13 protein-coding genes are annotated in these 20,989 nt (G+C 51.9%); 6 read left to right on the top strand and 7 right to left on the bottom strand.

What is annotated here, in order from left to right:
- Positions 1 to 155 precede the first annotated feature (155 nt).
- Positions 156 to 1,064 (bottom strand): DUF2279 domain-containing protein, encoded by a 909-nt coding sequence (locus tag DCW36_RS15390; protein WP_114782442.1) that lies wholly within the window; start codon positions 1,062 to 1,064, stop codon positions 156 to 158.
- A gap of 175 nt (positions 1,065 to 1,239) precedes the next feature.
- Here DCW36_RS15390 and DCW36_RS15385 point away from each other — a divergent pair, with 175 nt between their 5' ends.
- From DCW36_RS15385 to DCW36_RS15360, 6 genes are all read left to right on the top strand, one after another.
- Positions 1,240 to 1,539, top strand: a complete 300-nt coding sequence (locus tag DCW36_RS15385) for an antibiotic biosynthesis monooxygenase family protein (protein ID WP_114782441.1) — start codon at positions 1,240 to 1,242, stop codon at positions 1,537 to 1,539.
- A 161-nt stretch (positions 1,540 to 1,700) separates the two neighbouring features.
- Positions 1,701 to 3,308 (top strand): DUF6377 domain-containing protein, encoded by a 1,608-nt coding sequence (locus tag DCW36_RS15380; RefSeq protein ID WP_114782440.1) that lies wholly within the window; start codon positions 1,701 to 1,703, stop codon positions 3,306 to 3,308.
- Between the two features lie 1,601 nt (positions 3,309 to 4,909).
- Positions 4,910 to 7,999, top strand: a complete 3,090-nt coding sequence (locus DCW36_RS15375; protein ID WP_114782439.1) for a SusC/RagA family TonB-linked outer membrane protein — start codon at positions 4,910 to 4,912, stop codon at positions 7,997 to 7,999.
- 19 nt (positions 8,000 to 8,018) lie between these two features.
- A complete protein-coding gene (locus DCW36_RS15370) occupies positions 8,019 to 9,629 on the top strand; it encodes a RagB/SusD family nutrient uptake outer membrane protein (RefSeq protein ID WP_114782451.1) in 1,611 nt (536 codons plus the stop codon).
- 157 nt (positions 9,630 to 9,786) lie between these two features.
- A complete protein-coding gene (locus tag DCW36_RS15365) occupies positions 9,787 to 12,249 on the top strand; it encodes a glycoside hydrolase family 31 protein (protein WP_114782438.1) in 2,463 nt (820 codons plus the stop codon).
- A 387-nt stretch (positions 12,250 to 12,636) separates the two neighbouring features.
- Positions 12,637 to 14,208: an alpha-amylase family glycosyl hydrolase gene (locus tag DCW36_RS15360; protein WP_114782450.1), complete on the top strand. Its 1,572-nt coding sequence runs from the start codon at positions 12,637 to 12,639 to the stop codon at positions 14,206 to 14,208.
- A gap of 36 nt (positions 14,209 to 14,244) precedes the next feature.
- Here the strand turns inward: DCW36_RS15360 and DCW36_RS15355 are convergent, their stop codons facing one another.
- The 6 genes from DCW36_RS15355 to menD form a co-directional block, all read right to left on the bottom strand.
- Complete coding sequence (locus tag DCW36_RS15355) at positions 14,245 to 15,114, bottom strand: SMP-30/gluconolactonase/LRE family protein (RefSeq protein ID WP_114782437.1); 870 nt, start codon at positions 15,112 to 15,114, stop codon at positions 14,245 to 14,247.
- 56 nt (positions 15,115 to 15,170) lie between these two features.
- On the bottom strand, positions 15,171 to 16,289 hold the full coding sequence (locus DCW36_RS15350; RefSeq protein WP_114782449.1) for an AMP-binding protein: 1,119 nt from the start codon (positions 16,287 to 16,289) through the stop codon (positions 15,171 to 15,173).
- Positions 16,290 to 16,803: 514 nt separating this feature from the next.
- The gene (gene menB, locus DCW36_RS15345; RefSeq protein WP_114782448.1) at positions 16,804 to 17,628 is read right to left on the bottom strand and encodes a 1,4-dihydroxy-2-naphthoyl-CoA synthase; all 825 of its coding nucleotides are present in this window, start codon (positions 17,626 to 17,628) and stop codon (positions 16,804 to 16,806) included.
- A 290-nt stretch (positions 17,629 to 17,918) separates the two neighbouring features.
- Positions 17,919 to 18,374, bottom strand: coding sequence for a DoxX family protein (locus DCW36_RS15340; protein ID WP_114782436.1), 456 nt, complete (start codon positions 18,372 to 18,374; stop codon positions 17,919 to 17,921).
- 160 nt (positions 18,375 to 18,534) lie between these two features.
- The gene (locus DCW36_RS15335) at positions 18,535 to 19,134 is read right to left on the bottom strand and encodes a hypothetical protein (RefSeq protein WP_125185403.1); all 600 of its coding nucleotides are present in this window, start codon (positions 19,132 to 19,134) and stop codon (positions 18,535 to 18,537) included.
- Between the two features lie 120 nt (positions 19,135 to 19,254).
- Complete coding sequence (gene menD, locus DCW36_RS15330) at positions 19,255 to 20,961, bottom strand: 2-succinyl-5-enolpyruvyl-6-hydroxy-3-cyclohexene-1-carboxylic-acid synthase (RefSeq protein ID WP_114782435.1); 1,707 nt, start codon at positions 20,959 to 20,961, stop codon at positions 19,255 to 19,257.
- Positions 20,962 to 20,989: the final 28 nt, after the last annotated feature.

Here is a 20,989-nt window from a genome sequence, read left to right as displayed (position 1 = left end):
TTAGTTAGTGGGGAAATGCGTGAATTCCGGTGAAGGACGCATCCTGCGTTGCCCGTTTCAGCACAAAGGTACGCAATTATTTGTGCCGGAAGGTGGCGGGTAGTCCTCCTAAACCAAAGATCCGTGCCATCCGTGTAATCCATTAAATCCGTGATTCAGAAATGGAGGGCATGTAGTTTCAGCCCTTCTTTTCGGTTATACTCCAGCGCCGGTGCCGGCACCTTCACAATACTAAGGATGTAGAGGGCCGTGTTCAGGACTTTGTTTTTGCCTTTGAAGTGCAGCAGGTTCAGGTCTGGACTCAGGTAGAACTGCCGGTGTGTATCGAAGCCTGCGGCCAGGTTGCTGGGGAGGTGGTTAAAGACCATTTCTTCGGCGCCATACCCCACCGCCAGGCTCAGCCATTTTGGATAACGGCTTTCAGGTTTAAGAAAAGAGCCGATGTTCACCGACAGCCAGTATGTTTGCCCGTTATAGTCTTTCAGCGCCTGCTCCGCCAGCGAATGCCCCAGCACATTGGGCCGTTTCGCCGCATAAGGGGAGGTGCTGAAGGAGTATTTCGGCATGATACGCACCTCATGCCAGGCCAGCTCCTGCGCCATGACAGCGGCAGAACCAGCGGTATTGGCTACCAGGTCACCCACCGAAGCCCCATAGTCTGCCTGGTAACCATCAAACACTTCGATGGGCGTTTGCAGCACCACGCCCAGCAGGCCGCCAAATACAATGGCTTTTTTATCGGGCACGCCTGCCCAGCGGAGCACGTCAATCCCGGCACGGCTCTCGTGGAAGGAGCCCCAGAAATGACCTGCCTTGTCCATCTGCCGCCACTGGCTGTTGTCGTTAAAAAAATGGAAAGGAGTGCGTTCCTGGTCCTGGTACCAGGCCTTGTTCAGGGAGATGAGCATGGCCGAATAGCCTGCCGTAAACCCACTGCCCAGCAGCACCAGCTTTTTCTTGTCGGGAGCTGCAGCGGTGGAGTCGGGTTGCTGTTGTGCCCATCCTGTGTAAGGCAGCAGCAGGCAGTAAAGCAGTAAGAGTGAAAGAAGAAGGCGCCGGTACATGCCGCAAAGATACAATAAGTAGCTTCATCCTGTAGCAAAAGAAGGAAATGCTGGCGCAAACAGGGACCTGGCTAAGTGATGCCCGTCAGCAGTGGCTGCGGCTTTGTTTGGGTTTTTACGTACCTTAGCCGAAACAACTGCAATATCCGTTGCTCCTGAACCAACAAATCAGCTTATGTTTATCGCCTTAAGTACCTTTACCATTGCCAACGATACTGCCCCTGACGTAAAAGAGGCCTTCCTGAACAGACCACACCTCGTGGACGATGCCCCTGGGTTTGAAAAACTGGAGGTGCTCTCCCCGCGCGACAACCCGAACGAAATCTGGCTTATGACCTTCTGGACCGATGAAGAAAGCTTTAAGGTCTGGTACAAAAGCCACCAGTACCAGGAGTCGCACAAAGGAATACCACACGGGCTGAAGCTGGTGCCGGGAAGCGTGCAGGTACGGTATTTTGACCATGTAAGCCGTTGAGTACTACCGGACGCTTTCCGGGGGCAGCCGGTTAGCTGCCGTTGTGCCATAAAAAGATTACTGCACCTGCCACCATGGCCTTAGCTGCTGCTTTGTACTTTGAGAATAGTGTAAGTAGCCTTATCTTACAGGCAATATCGCTACACCTGCACCGGACAAATATGAACTACAGCGCTGCATTCTTTTCTTTCATCTTCCTCTTTCTTACTACGTACGCATTCGCGCAACCCGATACCGATAGTGTGCTTAACGAACTGAGCAATACGATCGAACATACCGAAAGCTATCATAGTCAGAAGCTGGAACGTATCGGGCAACTAAAGGACAGGCTGCAAAAAAGAAATATTTCAGCACTCCAACGCTTTGAGCTGTACAACAAGCTGACCGACGAGTATGCTGCCTTTAAATATGACTCTGCCTTTACCTATGCCCGCAAGCTGCAGGCGCAGGCCCGTGCGCTGGAAGACCCGGTGCTGCCCGTCTATGCCAAAACCAAGCTCGGCTTTATCCTGGTGTCGTCGGGTATGTTTAAGGAGTCGCTTGATTCGCTGAAGACGATTAACGTCAGCCAGATGCCCGACAGCATCAAAGCCCGGTACTTTTCTCTGATGGCCCGGGCGTACTACGACCTGGCAGATTATAACAGCGATTTTTATTATTCGGATGTCCACACCGCGCAGGGCAACCGCTACATCGATTCAGTTTTAGCGCTGCAGGATACGGGAACAGCAGCTTACTACTCCACCAGCGCTTTCAAAAATTACAAAACCGGCAACCTGGAAGCAGCTGAAAAGGATGTGGCCTACCTGCTCAAAAATTTCAGGCAGTCGTACCACGACCAGGCCATCGCAGCTGCCCTGCTGGGGCTGATTTACAAAGACATGGGCGAAAAAGAAAAAGCGATTCGTTACCTGGCCATTGCGTCCATTGCCGACATTAAATCCGCTACCACCGAAGCCATTGCCCTGATGAACCTGGCGGAGCTGTTATACAACACCGGCGACGAAAGCAGGGCCTACGAATACATAAAACAGGCCCTGGAAGATGCCACCTTCTACGGTGCCCGCCAGCGCAAAATACAGGTGGCTGCTATCCTGCCCATTATAGAAGGGGAGCGGCTGATAACGGTAGAGGGGCAGCGGACCCGCCTGGTGGTCTATGCCTTGGTGGTAACATTGCTCTCGGTGCTGGTGCTTGTCTTTGCCTTTATCATTTTCCGGCAGTTAAAGCAGCTGCGGCAGGCCAAACGCACCGTTACCGAAGCCAACACCCAACTGCAGGAAGTAAACGAGAGCCTGGTAGAAGCGAACCGGATAAAGGAAGAATACATCGGCTACTCCTTTAACATGTACTCCGAGTACATCGACAAGATGGAGAAGTTCAAGAAGGCGCTGGACAAAAAATTGATGGCCAAAAAGTACGACGAGATAAACCACGTTATGAAGTCGCTGAACCTGAAAAAGGAGCGGGAGGCGCTGTACCTGAGTTTCGACCGGATTTTCCTGAAGCTTTTCCCTAATTTCATTGCTGCTTTCAACTCCCTGTTTGACGAAGAAAACCGCGTGGTTTCGAAAGACGACCAGGCGCTGACAATAGAACAGCGTATTTTCGCCCTTCTCCGCATCGGGATAAAAGACCACGAACAGATTGCCCGGATCCTGGAATACTCCGTCAGCACCATCTACAACTACAAAACCAAAGCAAAAAACAGGTCCCTGCTGCCCAACGAGGAATTTGAAAAGCGGGTGATGGAGATAAAAGCCTTTTAGATTTTTCGGTAGCCCGGAATCCGTTTCTGTCCGAACTTTTTTCAGGTTTAGTAGGGACAGGTCGCGCCCCAATAGCGTCAGCTGAAGGAACAGCTGAATTTTTCCCCCTTTGAAGCTAATCTTGTAGGGAAACATCTGCAACGGGTGCGCTGGTGCGAGCTTGTAGCTCGTACTTTTAATTCCCGGACTAAACTACAGCAGTTCTACCTACATCAGCATAACGAAACAATGTATCATGCCTTGCAGTGTGGCAAGTAAGTACGAGCTACAAGCTCGCACTAGCAAAAGAGATCTGATGAAGAATGAATATATCAATGTAGCAGATCTCTCCCTGCGTTACCAATGACAGATTTTGCAACAGTTGGCTCGAAGAGAAAACCTTTCCAGTTTTCGCAGGAGGAGCCTTCTACGTGTTTCGGTGCTGAGCTCTGCTCAGCAGCCCGCAGCACAGCGAAGAGCAGGTTCACGTAGACAGCGACGGATGCGAAAACGCGGCCGCGCTTAAATAGGGCCCCTTCCCCAGCCGAGGAGCGCGAAAGTTAACTATGAAAAAGGGAGCAAGAAGATACAAATGAACATATACTAAGAGTAAGAAACATTTAACGCTGTTATGTTAAACTTTAAGCACTTTGAAAAAGTGTAACCCCTCGAAATGACAAATGAATTGAGTAGATATTCTTTACATAAATGGAAAATTTATTCTAAGAATCACATTGGTCAAACACAAGCTACATCTGCCTCATCTGCGCCACACCTGCCTCCACTGCCTCCGTTGCCTGTAGCTTTCCTACCAGTTCTGCTCCACCTGCCACCATTCCCGCTGCTGCTGCCAATTGAAGCTAGAGGTTCGGATTACCTTCCCGGCTGCTTCGCTTCGCTTCAGCAGCATGTCCCGCTTGCTCCCACATTTTCTTCCCTTGCCCCAGTTGCCGAATAACCGTCTAAATGACAGGTTCGATTTGACGCTTTTTTGTGCATAAAATAGCAAAAAATCACCAACTTTCAGGTTACTTTTTCCAGGTTGTGATTATTGTATATTGTATTGATTTACAGATCATTAAAGTTTTATAAAGGCAACTATTTTCTACATTTTATCTCTACTAATTGAGCTTGCTTGCAAAGCCTTGCAAATTTGTAATAACAAACTACTGTTCGTTTGATGCGCCTGTTGGAAGTTGGTTTCTATCGGAAGTCAGTTCAAAAGCAGGAATGAAAAAGGGACTTGCAGAAAGCGCTGCAGAGCAGAAGCAACAGCCCTGGTTCAGTTAAAGAAATTTGCAACAGCAAAAGCCGCTATGTTATGAAAAAGATTTTTACACTAAAACCGGCTCGTCCCTTTGAAGTATTGCCGGAAACTTAAAGCCTCTAAAAGGCCTTTGCCGCCTGGCTTGGTAATGTAGTTGTAACATAGGTTGTACCTGAAGCGCCAACTTATAGTATACATCTAATACCAGCACCAGGAGCCCATTGGCAACAACCCTACACGGAACAACAGTGGCCGAGGCCGAATGACACAGAAGCCGGCGCTACAGCAGGCATCGCCACAAAGCGAGAAGAATTTATGATTCAGAAACAAGGAAGAATTAATTAGCCCCATAAAAATGCAGAATAACTTATACAGATACACCGCAGCAAATATACGCTACATGTGTCCGTCTGCTCCGCAAGGACAGGCTACGCGAAAAAATTACATCCCTTTCCTGCTACTGCTGGCCTTGCTGCAGTTTGCCCTGCCTGCTGTGGCGCAGCAGAAGCACTCCATAACCGGCACCGTAAAAGAAGCCAGTGGCGCTCCCATACCGGGCGTAACCGTGCTGCTGAAAGGTACTTCTATTGCTGCTCCAACCGATATTGATGGCAACTACTCGATTACGGCACCCGATGGCACCGGCACCCTGGTGTTTTCCTACATCGGCTTCCAGACACAGGAAGTGCCGATAAACAACCGCACCACCATCCCGGTTACCATGGGTGCCGACGCCAAAGCGCTCGACGAAGTGGTGGTAGTGGGCTATGGTACCCAGAAGAAAAGCGACGTGACCGGTTCTGTTGCCTCTGTTTCGGAAGAAGATTTCGTGAAGGGGCAGGTAACCACACCGGAACAGCTTATAACCGGTAAAGTGGCCGGGGTGCAGATTACCTCCAACGGTGGCGCTCCCGGCTCCGGTAGCCGCATCCGCATACGGGGTGGCTCCTCGCTCAACGCCAGCAACGACCCGCTTATCGTTATAGACGGGGTGCCGGTGGATAATAACAATGTAGCCGGCGCCGGTAACCCGCTTAATTTTATCAACCCCGACGATATCGCCAGCTTTAACATCCTCAAAGATGCCTCTGCTACTGCCATTTACGGTTCTCGTGCTTCCAACGGGGTCATCATCATCACGACCAAAAAAGGCAAGGCCGGCGATGCCCTGAAGGTAAATTTCAGCACCCAACACTCGTTGGCTACCGTTACCAAAACAGCAGATGTACTGTCTGCCGACGCGTATCGCGACGTGGTAAGAAGAGAAGGAACGGAAGCGCAGGTTGCCCTGCTCGGCAACGCCAGCACCGATTGGCAGGACCTGATATTTAAAGACGCCTACACCACCGACAACAACCTGAGCCTTACCGGTTCCATCAAAAAACTGCCTTACCGCGTTTCCATTGGCTACCTGAACCAGGATGGTGTGCTTAAAACGTCTGCGTTTGAACGTACTTCCGGTGCTATCAGTCTGAATCCCACGTTCCTGGACGACCACCTGAAAGTCAACCTGAACCTGAAAGGTGCCCTCACCAACAGCCGTTTTGCCGACCCCGGTGCTATCGGCTCGGCCGTTGCGTTCGACCCGACACAGCCGGTATATGCCAACAACAGGTTCGGTGGCTACTTCCAGTGGACCGACGTGAACGGCAATTTTAACACCCTGGCTACCCGCAACCCGCTCAGCCAGCTCGAGCAGCGTGACGACCGCGGCGAAGTGAAGCGCAGCATCGGCAACATCCAGCTGGATTATAAATTCCACTTCCTGCCGGAACTGCACGCTAACCTGAACCTGGGCTATGATGTAACCGACAGCGAAGGTGCCACCAAATTCCCCGCTACCTTTGCGCCGAATGCTGCTGAAGGTGGCCGGATTTCCCGCTACGAGCAGTCCAAAACCAATACCCTGGCCGATTTCTACCTGAACTATGTAAAGGAGCTGAACAGCCTGAAAAGCCGCGTAGATGTGATGGCCGGTTACTCGTTCCAGGAGTTTGTGACCAAAGATCCGAAGTTTCCGATTGTAAATGTAGCGGGCGACACCATAGAAGCAGCGGCCAATCCGGCCCAGCCGTACTACCGCCTGAAGTCTTACTTCGGAAGGGTGAACTATGCTTTCAAAGACAAATACCTGTTAACCGCCACCATCCGTCGCGACGGTTCTTCCAGGTTCAGCGAGAAAAACCGCTGGGGTACTTTCCCGGCACTGGCTTTTGCCTGGCGCATTATCGACGAAGATTTCCTGAAAGACTCCCGTATTTTCTCCGACCTGAAACTGCGCGTGGGCTACGGCCTGACAGGTCAGCAGGACATTGGCGCTGGTAGCCGCGATGTGTTCCCGTACCTGCCACGTTACACCCAAGGCGACAACACGGCCCAGTACCAGTTTGGATTTGATGCGCAGGGCAACCCGATTTACGTGAACACGCTACGCCCCGAAGGGTACGACAAGGACATTAAGTGGGAAGAAACAAAAACCTACAACGCCGGCCTGGATTTCGGCTTCCTGAACAACCGCATCTCCGGTAGCCTCGACTATTACTTTAAAGACACGAAGGACCTGCTGGCCACCATTGCGCTTCCGGCCGGAACGAACCTGACAAACGAACTGACCACGAACGTGGGCAGCCTGGAGACAAGAGGCGTAGAAGCAGCCCTGAATTTCAACGCCATCAACAACGACAAGCTTACCTGGGATATCGGGATTAACAGCACCTACACCACACGTAAAATCACCAACCTGAGCCGGGTGAACGATGAAACTTTCCTTGGCTACCAGGTGGGCAGTATTGCAGGCGGTACCGGTAACACCGTGCAGATTAACACCGTTGGCTACTCGCCTTATTCCTTCTATGTGTACAAGCAGGTGTATGACGAAAACGGAAAGCCAATTGAAGGCGAGTACGAAGACCTGAACGGTGACGGTGAATTTAACGAAGCAGACAAATACCGTTACAAGAGCCCAGACCCGAAAGTGCAGCTTGGCTTTAACTCGCAGCTCAACTACGGCAACTGGAACTTCAGCTTCGTGATGCGCGGCAGCTTTGGCAACTACCTCTACAACAACATGTTCTCGAACAATGGCGCCTACCGTGCCTTCTCGTTCTCGAACTACCTGACCAACGTGTCGAGCAACGTGCTGGAGACGAACTTCGAAGACTATCAGTTATTCTCGGATTACTATGTTGAGAATGCCTCGTTTGTGCGCATGGACAACATCAACCTGGGCTACAACTTCGGTAAAATCCTTAACAAAAAAGTAGGGCTGCGCCTGAGTGCCAGCGTGCAGAATGCCTTTGTGATAACCGGCTACCGTGGTGCTGACCCCGAAACTCAGTTTTCGCATGGCAGCCTTCCAACCGATGTGAACCCTGGTGGCGGTATCGACCGCAATTTCTACCCACGTCCGCGCATTTATACCGTTGGCCTGAACTTCGAACTTTAATTTTTAAATGGAAAAAATCATGAATACCAGATTCATAAAAAATATAGTATTGGCAGGCCTTGTATCGGTAACGGCTGCTGCCTGCGACCAGAGCCTCGACATCGAACCTAAGTATGATGTGATTGCCGAAAACGTGTACGAAGACTTTAGCAACTACAAACAGGTACTGGCGAAGCTGTACGCCGGCTATGCCGTAACGGGACAGCAGGGCCCGGCAGGGCGGCAGGACATTGGCGGTATCGACGAAGGTTTTTCCAGCTACCTGCGGCAGTACTGGCAGGCACAGGAGCTGACCACCGACGAAGCCATTATTGCCTGGAACGACGGTAACCTGCGCGACCTGCACGAAATGGACTGGACACCGGCCAACGAATTCCTGCGGGCGCTCTACAACCGCGTGTACTACCAGGTGTCGCTCACAAACGAGTTTATCCGGGAAACCACCGATGCCAAACTCAGCAGCCGCGGCGTAACAGGCGCTAACCTGGAGCAGGCAAAAACCTTCCGTGCCGAAGCGAGGTTCCTGCGGGCGCTGAGCTACTGGCACGCCATGGACCTCTACGGGAACGTACCTTTTGTAACCGAGCAGGACGAAGTAGGTTCTTTCTTTCCGAAGCAGGTAGCACGTGCCGATTTGTTCGCCTACCTGGAGTCGGAACTGCTGGACCTGCAGAACAACCTGATGCCGCCCGCGCCCGGTAACCTGGCCAACTACGGCCGAGCCAACCAGGCCGCAGCCTGGACGCTGCTGGCCAAGTTGTACCTGAATGCCGAAGTCTACACCGGCACCCCCCGCTACACCGACGCCATTACCTACGCCAAAAAAGTGATTGATGCCGGTTATGCCCTCGAAGCCGATTACGACCACCTCTTCCTGACCGACAACTTTAAATCGCGCGAAATCATTTTCCCGATTACGTTTGATGGCATCCGGACGAACAGCTGGGGCGGCATGACTTTCCTGGTGCATGCACCGGTGGGGGGCACCATGAGCCCGGCCGAATTTGGCATCAATGGTGGCTGGGGCGGTTTGCGTACCACATCGGCTTTTGTGAACAAATTCCCGAACCCAACGTCCAGCGCCGACGACAGGGCTAACTTTTACGCGAGCGGGCAGAACCTCGAAATTAACGATATGTTCTCCTTTAAAGATGGCTATGCCATTGCTAAATACCGCAACGTGAGCTCCACAGGCGCGGTAGGATCAGACCCAACCGGCAACCACCCGGACACCGATTACCCGATGTTCCGCCTGGCCGATGTGTACCTGATGTATGCCGAAGCCGTGTTACGCGGCGGAACAGGTGGCAGTGTGCAGCAGGCACTCGCCTACGTGAACATGCTGCGCACCCGTGCCTATAACGGAACAAGCGGCAACGTGCAGCAAAGCGAACTAACTACGGACTTTATCCTGGAGGAGCGTGCCCGTGAGCTGTACTGGGAAGGTCACCGCCGTACCGACCTCATCCGGTTCAATAAGTTTACCACCAACGCCTACCTCTGGCCCTGGAAAGGTGGCGTAAAAGCCGGTCAGGCCGTAGCGGAGACCCGCCGCCTGTTCCCGCTACCAACAACAGATGTAACCGCTAACCCGAACCTCGACCAGAATGACGGCTATCCCAAAAAATAGCAGCAGAGGCTGTGGAGGCTGGCGCAGTAGGCCTGCCGGGCAGTACAACCGCTTTTCCTGAACTAATGGCAGCCTGTTTGCAGCCAAACCAGCAGCTGCCCGGCCATGTTGTGTCCGGGCAGCGCACCTAATAGCAACACAAAAAATCAATACAGAGATGAAAATTATAAAACCAGTTCTTGCCTTCGTGGTAGCCTCGGTGTGCAGTCTAACGGTGTGGGGGCAGAACAGCCCTGTTATGCCGGTGGGTAGCGTGACCAATGCCAGCATCGAAGGGCAGCAGGTAACATTAACAACCGACCAGAACGCCCACATCCGGGTAAGCGTGTATAGCCCCACCGTGGTACGGGTGCGCATGGACAAGCAGCCCTTGACTGACGATTTTTCTTATGCCGTGATAGCAAAGCCGCAGCAGATGAAAGCCAGCATCACGCAGAACAACACCGACATCACCATTACTACCGACTCGCTTACCGCCCGCATCAGCAAGAACCCATTTGCCGTGGCTTTCTTTACCAAAGCTGGTAAAGTAATAAACCAGGACGAGCAGGGGCTGACAACTTCCTGGATAGGAGAGGAGGTAACCACCTACAAGCACATGCAGGAGGGGGAACGCTTTATCGGGCTGGGTGAAAAAACCGGCGGACTCGACCGCAGGGGCAGCGGCTTTACGAACTGGAACACCGACGCCTTTGGCTACCGTACCGGGCAGGACCCGCTCTACACGACCATCCCGTTCTATATTGGCATCCACAGCGGCGTTAACTACGGCATCTTCTTCGATAACAGCTACCAGAGCGACTTTAACTTTGGCGCCAGCAACGACCGCTTCTCCTCGTTCGGGGCACAGGGCGGCGAAATGGATTACTACTTCATTTACCACACCAAAGTAGCCGATATTATCCGGTCCTACACCGACCTGACGGGCCGTATGGACATGCCGCCGCTCTGGAGCCTGGGTTACCAGCAGAACCGCTATTCCTACTATCCCGAAACCGAAGTATTCCGCATTGCCCAGACGCTACGCGAGAAAAAGATACCCGCCGACGGCATCACGCTGGACATCCATTACATGGACGCTTACAAGCTCTTCACCTGGGACAAAAACCGTTTTGGCGACCCGATGGCGATGAACAAAAAGCTGAAGGACATGGGCTTTAAAACCACCGTGATTGTAGACCCGGGCATTAAAGTGGAAGAGGGCTACGGCGCGTATGAGCGTGGCCTGAAGGAAGATGTGTTTATCAAGTACGTGGACGGGAAAAACTACTCCGGCCAGGTATGGCCCGGCTGGACTCACTTCCCCGACTTCACCAGCCCGAAAGGCCGCGACTGGTGGAAAAAAGAAATCAAGTTCTTCTCCGACACCGGCGTCGACGGCTTCTGGAACGACATGAACGAGATTGCCACCTGGGGCCAGAAAATGCCGAACAACGTGCTCTTCGATTACGATGGCCACACCACCACCCACAAGGAAGGCCACAATGTGTACGGCATGCAGATGGCCCGCGCCAGTTACGAAGGCGCCCGCCAGCACAACCCCAACAAGCGCACGTTCCTGCTGTCGCGCGCCGGCTACTCCGGTTCGCAACGCTACACCGCCATCTGGACCGGCGACAACCGTTCCGAAGACGACCACATGCTGCTGGGTATCCGGTTAATGAACAGCATGGGCGTGAGCGGCGTGGCCTTTTCGGCTATGGATATTGGCGGCTTCACCGGAAACCCGAGCGTGGGCCTCTACGCCCGCTGGATTCAACTGGGCGCTTTCACTCCCTACTTCCGGAACCACACCGCCGTGAATACCAAGTCGTCGGAGCCCTGGGCTTATGGCGAGGAAGTGACCGAGATAGCGCGTAACTTCATCAGCCTGCGCTACAAGCTGCTGCCTTACATTTACTCCAACTTCTACCAGGCCTCCCAAACCGGGGAGCCGCTCATGCGCACCCTCGCCATCGACTACACCCACGACCCGAACGTGTACAAGGGTGAGTTCGATTCGCAGTACCAGTTCGGGAAGGCTTTCCTGATAATGCCCTTCGAGAGCGGCAAGAACTATGGAAAAGTGTACTTTCCAAAAGGCAAATGGTACAACATGTTCACCGGCCAGGTAGAGCAGGGGGGACAGGAGAAAATCATCGGCATCGAATACAATAAACTGCCCATCTACATTAAAGAGAGCAGCATTATCCCGATGCAGTCGCTGGTGCAGCACACCGGCCAGAAGCCAACCGATACCCTGACGGTGCACGTGTACAAAGGCGATGTGCGCAATTCCTTTGTGTACTACGAAGACGACGGCGACACCTACAACTACGAAAAAGGCGGCTACTACAAACGCACCATCAGCTACGACCCTAAGCGCAGTACGCTCACTTTCGATAAAGCCGAAGGCAGCTACAAGTCCAACTTCAACAACATCAAAGTAGTGATGCATGGCTTTGGAGGCAGCAAAGTAAAAGTGAACGGCAAATCGCAGCAAGCGAACAAAGACTTCGCCAGCTTCCTCGACCCCATCTCCCGCTTCGACCCGCAAGGCGACGCCAACCCACGGGAAGGCTACGAAGTGCAGAGTCTGGTGGTGAAAAACGACAGCGACAAATTTACCATTAAGCTGTAAAATTTAACCTGACCTCGCAACGTCTTCCAGACCTGCGAGTGTCTTTTTGCTGCTGGCCAGACACTCGAAGGAGCTGCGTACACTGCGAGGGCTTTTTGCAACAGCAGTGGCAATGGTGGCTGGTGCAGAATTCATTTTACAGTAAAACCAGCCATCGGCGGAGTAGAAAACTTTGCTGGTGCGAGCTTGTAGCTCGTACCTCCATACCACGATTATATTTCTGTGTAGCATTGAATAGCTACTGTAGGAGAATAAAAAATGCAGCAGTTATTCCGGATTAGGTTGGTACGAGCTAAAAGCTCGCACCAGCACACCCGTTTCAGGTTTTCCCATACAAGATTAGTCCTGGAAGAGGAGGGAATCTTGACCACCTTACTTAAAAAAATCATGAAGAAAACAATCTACCTATACCCCTTCCTGCTGCTCCTGCTGAGCTACCTCAGCAGCTGCAGCAACACCGCCACCGTCAGCACAGCACCTGCAAAAGCCAGCAGCTGGCCACGGGGCGTGACCTACGAAATATTTGTGCAATCCTTCTGCGACTCCGACGGCAACGGCATCGGCGACATTAAAGGCATGACTTCCAAATTGGATTACCTGCAGGACCTGGGGGTGGAAGGCATCTGGCTGATGCCCATGAACCCGTCGCCCTCTTACCACAAGTACGACGTAACCGACTACTACGGCATCCATCCCGACTACGGCACCATGGAGGACTTCAAAGAATTTATCCGGCAGGCGCACAGCCGCAACATCAAAGTGGTGATGGACATGGTGCTCAACCACTCCGGCGTCGACCATCCCTGGTTCCAGGAAGCTATGAAAGATAAGAACAGCCCGTACCGCGACTATTACGTGTGGGCGCACCAAAACGACCCGCAGACAAAAGAAGAAGGCAAGATTATAGCAGGCGACTCCGACAACGTAAACCGCTGGCACAAAGTGCAGGGCAGCGACTACCTGTACTACGGCTACTTCTACGGTGGCATGCCCGACCTGAACTTCGATAATGCTGCGCTGAAGGAAGAAGTATTTAAAATAGGTAGGTATTGGCTAAAGGAAGTGGGCGTAGACGGCTTCCGGCTGGATGCTGCCCGCCATATTTTCCCCGACGACCGCCCGGAAGACAACCACCAGTGGTGGGTGGAGTTCAAAAAAGAAATGCAGAAAGTGAAGCCGGATGTGTACCTGGTAGGGGAGGTATGGGCGCCAGCCGATGTGGTTGCTCCTTACACCAAAGGGCTGCCTGCACTCTTCAACTTTGAAATGAGCTGGGCTATCCTGGATGCCCTGAACAGCGGCAAGGGCAATTCACTCGCCATCAAACATGCCGGAATTATGGATTTCTATAAAAAAGAGAATCCAGAATTTATTGACGCCACCATCCTGAGCAACCACGACCAAAACCGCATCATGAGCGAAGTGAATGGCGATGAGAAGAAAGCCAAAATGGCGGCCGCCCTGCTTTTCACGCTACCGGGCTCCCCGTACATTTACTACGGCGAAGAAATTGGCATGAGCGGCAAAAAGCCCGACGAACTAATACGGGAGCCCTTCCTGTGGGACGTGAAAGAGAAGGACCAGTGCCGCGCCACCTGGATTACCCCAACATTCAGTACAGAGGCAGTGGTGGCACCTGCAACAGTGCAGGCACAGCAGGAAAATTCGATGCTCAACCACTACAAGACCTTCATCCGGCTGCGCAATAACAGCAACGCGTTGACGTATGGCGAACTGAAGCCTGTACAGCTCAACAACCCGGAAATCAGTGCTTTTGAAAGAATACACCAACACGAGTCGCTCCTGGTGCTGCATAACCTGTCGGGTGCCGAAATAACCCTGGCGCTTCCTGTAAACCTGCAGGATTACAGGATAGCCCGGTTTCAGCACAACGGTGCAGCATTAGCCAGAAGCAAGGTGCTGCTGCCGGCTTACAGTTCACTCATTTTGCAGCGGTAAATGGTTGCAGTTTGGTTATTATGTAAAGCAGGGTTGTTAGTAGCCAACCCTGTACGCCACTACCCGGTTATCGTAGAAGGTGGGTACGAAGAGCAGTTGCTGCTGTGGAGAGTAGAAGATGTCGGCGGTGTTCATCTTTTGCTCTTTGGAGTCGAGGAGCTGAAATTTTTTGTTGTTCTGATCTACGAAATACAACTCGCCGTTCCAGCTGGAGATAAAATAACCGCCTCTGCCGTCTGCCGCTATGCCGTCGGCGTGCGGAATCTCATCCACCCATTTGTTAAACTTCTTCCGCTCCGGGTCCAGGAAATGAACGGTTCCGTTGCTCATCAGGGCTACAATCATCCGGTTTTCTTCGCGCAGCAGTCCGTTTGGTTTTTCGCCGTTGGTATTATCCAGCCAGGTGCTTACGCGCCCGTTGCTCAACATGTAAATGCGTTTTGCCTCGGAGTCCGAAACAAAGACATTGCCGCTCTGATCAACCGTTACGTCGTTCAGATCCTGCGCATTTTCGGCTTTGTATTTACCCAGTACTGCACCGGATTGAGTGGCGATAGCTACTATTTCGTCCATGTCGGCCACGTAGAGCACGTTGTTGTGCAGGGCAATTCCTTTGGGGTCGTTCAGACCGGTAGCCCAGAAAAGCTCTTGTATAGTGCCTTGCGGCGTCAGGATGGAAATAAAGCCGTCACCGTCTTTGCGGCCATTGCCTTTCTGGTTTAAGTTGGTTACGTAAAGCACATTGCGTTGCGGATCGAACACAACCGATTCAGGGGTTTTTAAAGAGTTTTCGCTTGCCCAGGCTTGAGTTAGCGTAACAGGTGGTTTGCTGGTGAAAAGCCTGCTACAACCGGTAGCTGCAAAAAGAATAATGGCAGTCAGAAAACTGTAGAATGTGGTTCGCATGTTATGTTAGTTTGGTTTAAGGCCGTTTACGGAATTAAAAAGCGAACAGTTAGAAATCAGCTGCTCCGGTCTGATTTAAGACCAAGCTTTTGCAGCGTGTCTTGTTTTGAAATTTTGCCGGTTGCCGTCTCTGAAAAGGAAGCGCTGTAATAAATTGCGCGTGGTAGTTCATACTTCTGAAGCAGCTGACGCAGTTGACTTTGCAGTTCCTCTTCCTCGTCCGCAGCAAGTGGCCCGCCTTCCAGCACAAGCACCAGTTTCTGGCCCAGGCGTTCATCGGGTAGTGCAGCTACAAAGTATCGTGGATTCATCTCAAGGGCTGCAAGCGCACGGGCAACGGCTAATTCTACTTTCTCCAGCTGTACTTTCACGCCGCCTGTATTCACGGTATTACCGGCACGACCTATCCACCGGAAGCGGGTAGAACTCAGCAGTTCCACCAGGTCGTTGGTGACAATGGGTTCGTTGTTGGTGACATCTGCTTTGATGGTCAGGCAGCCGCGGCTGTCCTGGCTGATTTCTACGCCTGGCAGCGCTTCATAATAAGCTGCAGCTTCAGGCCCATTAAGCAGGCGCACCGCTACATGCGAGGCTGTTTCGGTCATGCCATAGGTGTGGTAAACCGGCACCTTCAGCTGCTGCAACTCCTGCTGCAGGGCAGGAGAGACAGGCGCGCCACCTACCAGGATGCCTTTCATGTGGTTGAGCACTGCTACAGCAGCAGGCGTTTGCTGCAGCATGGTCTGCAACTGCAGGGGCACAAAAGAGGCAAAATCAGGCTGCACGTTTTCCGGCAGCAGGGCCAGCGGATTGCTCACAGGCTCTACAACAACCATCTCCAGCTCCGCCAGGAAACCCCGTACCAGCATCATCATACCGGCAATGTATTCGGTGTTCAGGCAGATGAGGGTGGTGTCGCCGGGCTGCAGGTGCAGGAGCCGGATGGTTTTGTTGGCGCTTGCTTCAAGTTGTTGGCGCGTCAGGTTTATTTTTTTGGGAGTGCCGGTAGAGCCGGAGGTCAGGATAGGAAACTCCTGCACCCCGTTGAGCCAGTCGCGGCAAAATTCCAGCGTTTTGGCTTCGTAGCCGTCGATGGGGATGCTGTTGCGGAAGGAGTAGTCCCGGATTTCATCGTAGTAGAATTTCTTTCCGTTGAGCAGGAGCGAATCTGGCATAATCATATAAATTAAATGATATTACGCTAAAAATACACGAGCAGAAAAAGTCCCCCTCAAGGGCTAATCTTGTAGGGAACAAGCTTAAACGGGTGCGCTGGTGCGAGCTTGTAGCTCGTACTTTCATTTCCCAGGCTAAATAGCTGTATTTCTACCTAAATCAGCTTTACAAAACAAGACTTAATGCTTTACATCGTGGCATGTAAGTACGAGCTACAAGCTCGCACCAGCAAAAATAAACTTTGCTAAAGCACCTTTTCTTTTTCCCTACAAGATTAGCTTCAAAGGGGAACAAAGCATCACCTTGTGTAACGTGTGAAGTTAAGCTTAAACAGCAGCAGTGGCTATGGTGGTAGCAGCTGAAGAATAATTACGTTAAAATTCAGCTTTTGCTCCTGTTTTTGCCTGGCTCAACAGGAAGAGCAGCCAAAGAAAGCCGTTCAGGCTGCTTCAGCTGCTCTTTTCAGTGTAAAATTAGTTCTGCTGGTGCTGCCACCATTGCCACAGCACCTGGTTACGGGAATTTCGGGTATTTCGAGAAATCGGGTTTGCGCTTCTCCAGGAACGAGTTCTTGCCTTCTTTGGCTTCGTCTGAAAGGTAGTAGAGCAGTGTGGCGTCGCCAGCCAGTTGCTGGATGCCTGCCTGCCCGTCCAGTTCGGCGTTGAATGAAGCTTTGAGCATGCGGAGCGCCAGCGGGCTTTTCTCCAGTATTTTTTCGCACCAGGCTACGGTTGTTTCTTCCAGGTCCATCAGCGGTACTACTTTGTTCACAAGTCCCATGTCCAGGGCCTCGTGTGCATCGTACTGGTCGCAGAGGAACCAGATTTCGCGGGCCTTTTTCTGACCAACAATACGGGCCAGGTAAGAAGCGCCAAAGCCACCGTCAAAAGAACCAACTTTCGGACCAGTCTGGCCGAAGCGGGCATTCTCAGCGGCAATGGTCAGGTCGCACACCACGTGCAGTACATGGCCGCCCCCAATGGCCCAGCCTGCCACCATGGCAATTACCGGTTTGGGGATGCGGCGGATCTGCATCTGCAGGTCCAGCACGTTCAGGCGTGGAACGGCATCTTCGCCAATATAGCCGCCATGGCCGCGCACACTCTGGTCGCCGCCGCTGCAGAAGGCTTTGCCCCCTTCGCCGGTCAGGATAATCACACCTACCTCCTGGTTCTGGCGCGCCAGTTCCATGGCCTCGCTCATTTCCATAACGGTAAGCGGGGTAAAGGCATTGTGCACCTGCGGCCGGTTGATGCTAATCTTGGCGATGCCGTTGTAATACTGAAAAAGAATCTCCTTGTATTCTTTAAGGGTAGTCCAGTTATACTTGCTTTCCATCAATATTTTATCTTTTAAACAAAGTGAGCTACGCCGCCTGCTTGCGTTGCAGCGTAAGTTGTACGGTTGGTAAAAGTACAACATTCTGGCTATTGTTTAAAATGAGGAGCCGTTTTTAAGCTGTACCGGTTCCGGGTAATGCTGCTGCACCGGCCACCACAGGCGCTGCTGAAGCGAAGGAGTTATAAATGCAATGCGAAACATGAGTTATAAAAAAGCGCAGTCAACTACGTAAGATTTGCTTCCTAATTGACTGCGCCTGGCCAGTTTGGTTTGTGCCGAAAGTTGATTTAATATTCTCGTTCCCGTTTACGCTCCCGCATCATATAATCTGCAGAAAAGCGGCCTGAGCCAAATATCAGGAAGAAAATAAGTAATAACAGTGTAATCAGAGAGGTCCAGAATTCGGTGTTTTCGGAATAGAAGCCCCGTTCAGGATTCACGAAAAACACAGCTCCCAGCAGGATGGGCAGCTGGAACAAAACTGAGATGCGGGTAATTAACCCCATGGCAATGAACAGTCCGCCTACCAGGTGGGCGAAGGCTACGTAATGCGCAATACCAAACGATACCCACCTGAACTGGCTGTTGTTTAAGATGTCTTGAAGAGCAGCGGTGTCCTGGATAAACATAATGCCCTTGATAAATAGAAAAATTCCTAAGGCAACACGCAGAAAATCGACCCAAACCGGATGGTGTGCATCTGCCCATCGTTCTACGCGGTGCATATCATGTGTAAGATTCATGGCTGTATCGGTTAATGGTTAAACTATTGGTTTATAATAATTTAACGGAATTTAACTAAAACAGGATGAATATTAGCCTTTTCTTCTGCTATGGGACAAACTAGGGTGATGGGGAAATAATTTGGGTGTTGCAGGAGTTAATTGATATTGGTATTTAAAATTAGAAACTCCAGCCGAAGGAGAGACCGGCATTTAGTTCAAAGAAAGAAGTTCGATGGTAGGTTTTTAGGCTAAGCAAAACTGGAGTAAAGCCAGCCCTAAAGAGGAAACCGCCGGTTGGTTTTTGATAGCGGTAGCCAACACGGGAGAAGATGTAATGATCTTGAGAAGTTCTGTAATTAACTTTAATCGGAATAGCAGTTCCCACAGTTACTCTTTCGAATCCTGGTTCAGTGTAGTTCCTATAGGTGTAACCAAGACCAATCTCCAGATTGTGATTACTTCTACCAAGCATACCTGTAACTTCAGTTACTAAAGTAGGATTTATTTTCCGGTTTGTTTCATTGATCTCATAAACGTGAGACTCTCTTATTTTTAGAACAGGCAGTACACCAAACCCGATTCTGCTGCTTAGCTTAAGAAAACTTTTGCTATAAAAAATTCGGTCATAATTTACAGAAACTACACCACCGTTGCCTAAAGCCTCAAGATATACCGCATTTTTGTTTGTAAATGCTTCTGCTTGTGCCTGAGCATAACTGTTGTTAGAAGAGAAAAACAGGAAGGCAACACAGGTGAGGACTTTAACAAAGGTTTTCATAGGTTTTGTCAGAGTAATAGTGAGCAGTGTTGAAAGATAATAACAAAATATGATAAAGTAAATAAATATTTTCCTATTATCGTGTTCTTCAGCGCAAAACTACAATCACCTTTTGACCTGCTAAAAACTCTTCAGCAATGCGGCCTTATATTGTGCAAAAGCCGCAGCGTTGGCAGGGCTCTCCGTGAAGATCTCCAGGATACCCGGACCGGCTTCTACAGAGAAGAAACCTGGCAGTACCTGTTCCAGTTCTTCCAGCGAGCGGCAGGAGGTGTAGTTTAACCCAAAGTCGCGGGCGGTGTTTTCGGCGTTCAGGGCCTGGTGCGTTTCGAAGAAGGGCTCCAGTTCGGGCTGTTGCTTTGGTCCGTCTATCAGCCGGAAAATGCCACCAGCGTGGTTGTTGAGCAGCACGATGCGCAGGTTGTGGGGCAGGTAGTTGTGCCACAGACCGTTGCGATCGTAGAAGAAGGCCAGGTCGCCGGTGAGGAGCGTGGTGATGGCGGAACTGCTGAGGGCGCAACCAACAGCGGTACTGGTGCTGCCGTCGATGCCGCTGGTGCCGCGGTTGGCATATACCTCCACCTGTTGCTGCGGTGGCAGCGCCAGGATATTGGCGTAGCGCACGGCCATGCTGTTGGCCAGGTGCAGGTTGCCGGGCTGCGGCAGTTGTTGTAGTACCCGTGCCAGCACCGTCAGCTCGCTGTATTCGGCTTCGGCGGTATAGGCTTGCAGAAAACTCGCTGCTTTTTCCTCGAACCCGGCCCAGGCAGCAGCAAAGGCTGTAGTGGCAGGTGCAGAAGTGCTTCCGGAAGCTATGACATTGAAAAATTGTGAAGGCGCACAGCGGATAATCCTGGTCAGACATTGAAAGGTGTCGGCGACTGCTCCGGCGGGTTGGATGTGCCAGTGTACTTTGGGATTATACTTGCGCAGGTACAGTTTCAGGCTTTTGGAGATAACCGATTTCCCGAAGGTAAGGAGCAGGTCGGGCTGCAGGGAGTGCATCTTCTCTTCGTCCGGACAGGCGAGGATCGCGTCCTGGTGGCGGATGGCACCCGGAAGGCGGTGCATGTTGGAAATAACATCGCCCACGAGCACACTGCCGGAGGCAGCTGTAAACGCCTCCAGGCTTTGCAATAGCTCCGCGTCATAGTTGTCCTGCCCGGCTACCAACAGGATGCGGCTGAAGGATTTCAGTTCCTGCTGCCAGGCAGCTGCCTGTTGTGGGGCTGGTGCAAACAGATTCTGCACTTCCTCGATTACCTTCACACCCGCATCAAATTTCAGTTCTTCACCCGGAGCAGGATAAAACGGTTCCCGCAGCGGCACGTTGATATGCACCGGTCCGGCAGGAAAAGCCATGGTCTCGTTAAGCGCTTCCGACACCATACGCTCCGTATGCCATACCGCATCTTTATGTGACAGATCCACCGGAAAGGTATAGCTGTTCTTTACATGCTGCCCATATACCTGCTGCTGCCGGATGGTCTGCCCGTCGAGCTGGTCGATCCACTCCGGCGGACGATCAGCCGTGAGCACCAGCAGCGGCACCTGCTGAAAATAAGCTTCGGCAACCGCAGGTGCATAGTTCAGCGCTGCCGTCCCGGAAGTACACACCAGCACCGTTGGCTTCCCTGTCGTCAGGGCCATCCCCAGCCCGATAAATGCAGCTGCACGCTCATCGCTGACCGTCCGCACGTTTAGCTTTGGGTGACGGGCAAAGGCAATGGTGATGGGTGCACAACGCGATCCGGGCGAAAGCACCACATTTTCCACGCCCTTGCGGGCACAAATCTCGGCGATGTTGACTACAGGTTGAAGAAGCATGGGAAGTTAGAGAGTTTAGGAGTTAGAG

The sequence above is a fragment of the Botryobacter ruber genome, from assembly GCF_003347595.2.
In the GTDB taxonomy this organism is placed as follows: domain Bacteria; phylum Bacteroidota; class Bacteroidia; order Cytophagales; family Hymenobacteraceae; genus Pontibacter; species Pontibacter ruber_A.
The sequence above is the reverse complement of the archived record's forward strand: the minus strand, read 5'-3'. Positions and strand labels throughout refer to the sequence as shown.

Excerpts from the sequence above, each read along its gene's own strand:
- DCW36_RS15390 (WP_114782442.1), bottom strand. The coding sequence starts at position 1,064 with ATGTACCGGCGCCTTCTTCTTTCACTCTTACTGCTTTACTGCCTGCTG.
- DCW36_RS15355 (WP_114782437.1), bottom strand. The coding sequence starts at position 15,114 with ATGCGAACCACATTCTACAGTTTTCTGACTGCCATTATTCTTTTTGCA.
- menD (WP_114782435.1), bottom strand. The coding sequence starts at position 20,961 with ATGCTTCTTCAACCTGTAGTCAACATCGCCGAGATTTGTGCCCGCAAG.
- DCW36_RS15385 (WP_114782441.1), top strand. The coding sequence starts at position 1,240 with ATGTTTATCGCCTTAAGTACCTTTACCATTGCCAACGATACTGCCCCT.
- DCW36_RS15380 (WP_114782440.1), top strand. The coding sequence starts at position 1,701 with ATGAACTACAGCGCTGCATTCTTTTCTTTCATCTTCCTCTTTCTTACT.
- DCW36_RS15350 (WP_114782449.1), bottom strand. The coding sequence starts at position 16,289 with ATGCCAGATTCGCTCCTGCTCAACGGAAAGAAATTCTACTACGATGAA.
- DCW36_RS15340 (WP_114782436.1), bottom strand. The coding sequence starts at position 18,374 with ATGAATCTTACACATGATATGCACCGCGTAGAACGATGGGCAGATGCA.
- menB (WP_114782448.1), bottom strand. The coding sequence starts at position 17,628 with ATGGAAAGCAAGTATAACTGGACTACCCTTAAAGAATACAAGGAGATT.
- DCW36_RS15360 (WP_114782450.1), top strand. The coding sequence starts at position 12,637 with ATGAAGAAAACAATCTACCTATACCCCTTCCTGCTGCTCCTGCTGAGC.
- DCW36_RS15335 (WP_125185403.1), bottom strand. The coding sequence starts at position 19,134 with ATGAAAACCTTTGTTAAAGTCCTCACCTGTGTTGCCTTCCTGTTTTTC.
- DCW36_RS15365 (WP_114782438.1), top strand. The coding sequence starts at position 9,787 with ATGAAAATTATAAAACCAGTTCTTGCCTTCGTGGTAGCCTCGGTGTGC.
- DCW36_RS15370 (WP_114782451.1), top strand. The coding sequence starts at position 8,019 with ATGAATACCAGATTCATAAAAAATATAGTATTGGCAGGCCTTGTATCG.
- DCW36_RS15375 (WP_114782439.1), top strand. The coding sequence starts at position 4,910 with ATGCAGAATAACTTATACAGATACACCGCAGCAAATATACGCTACATG.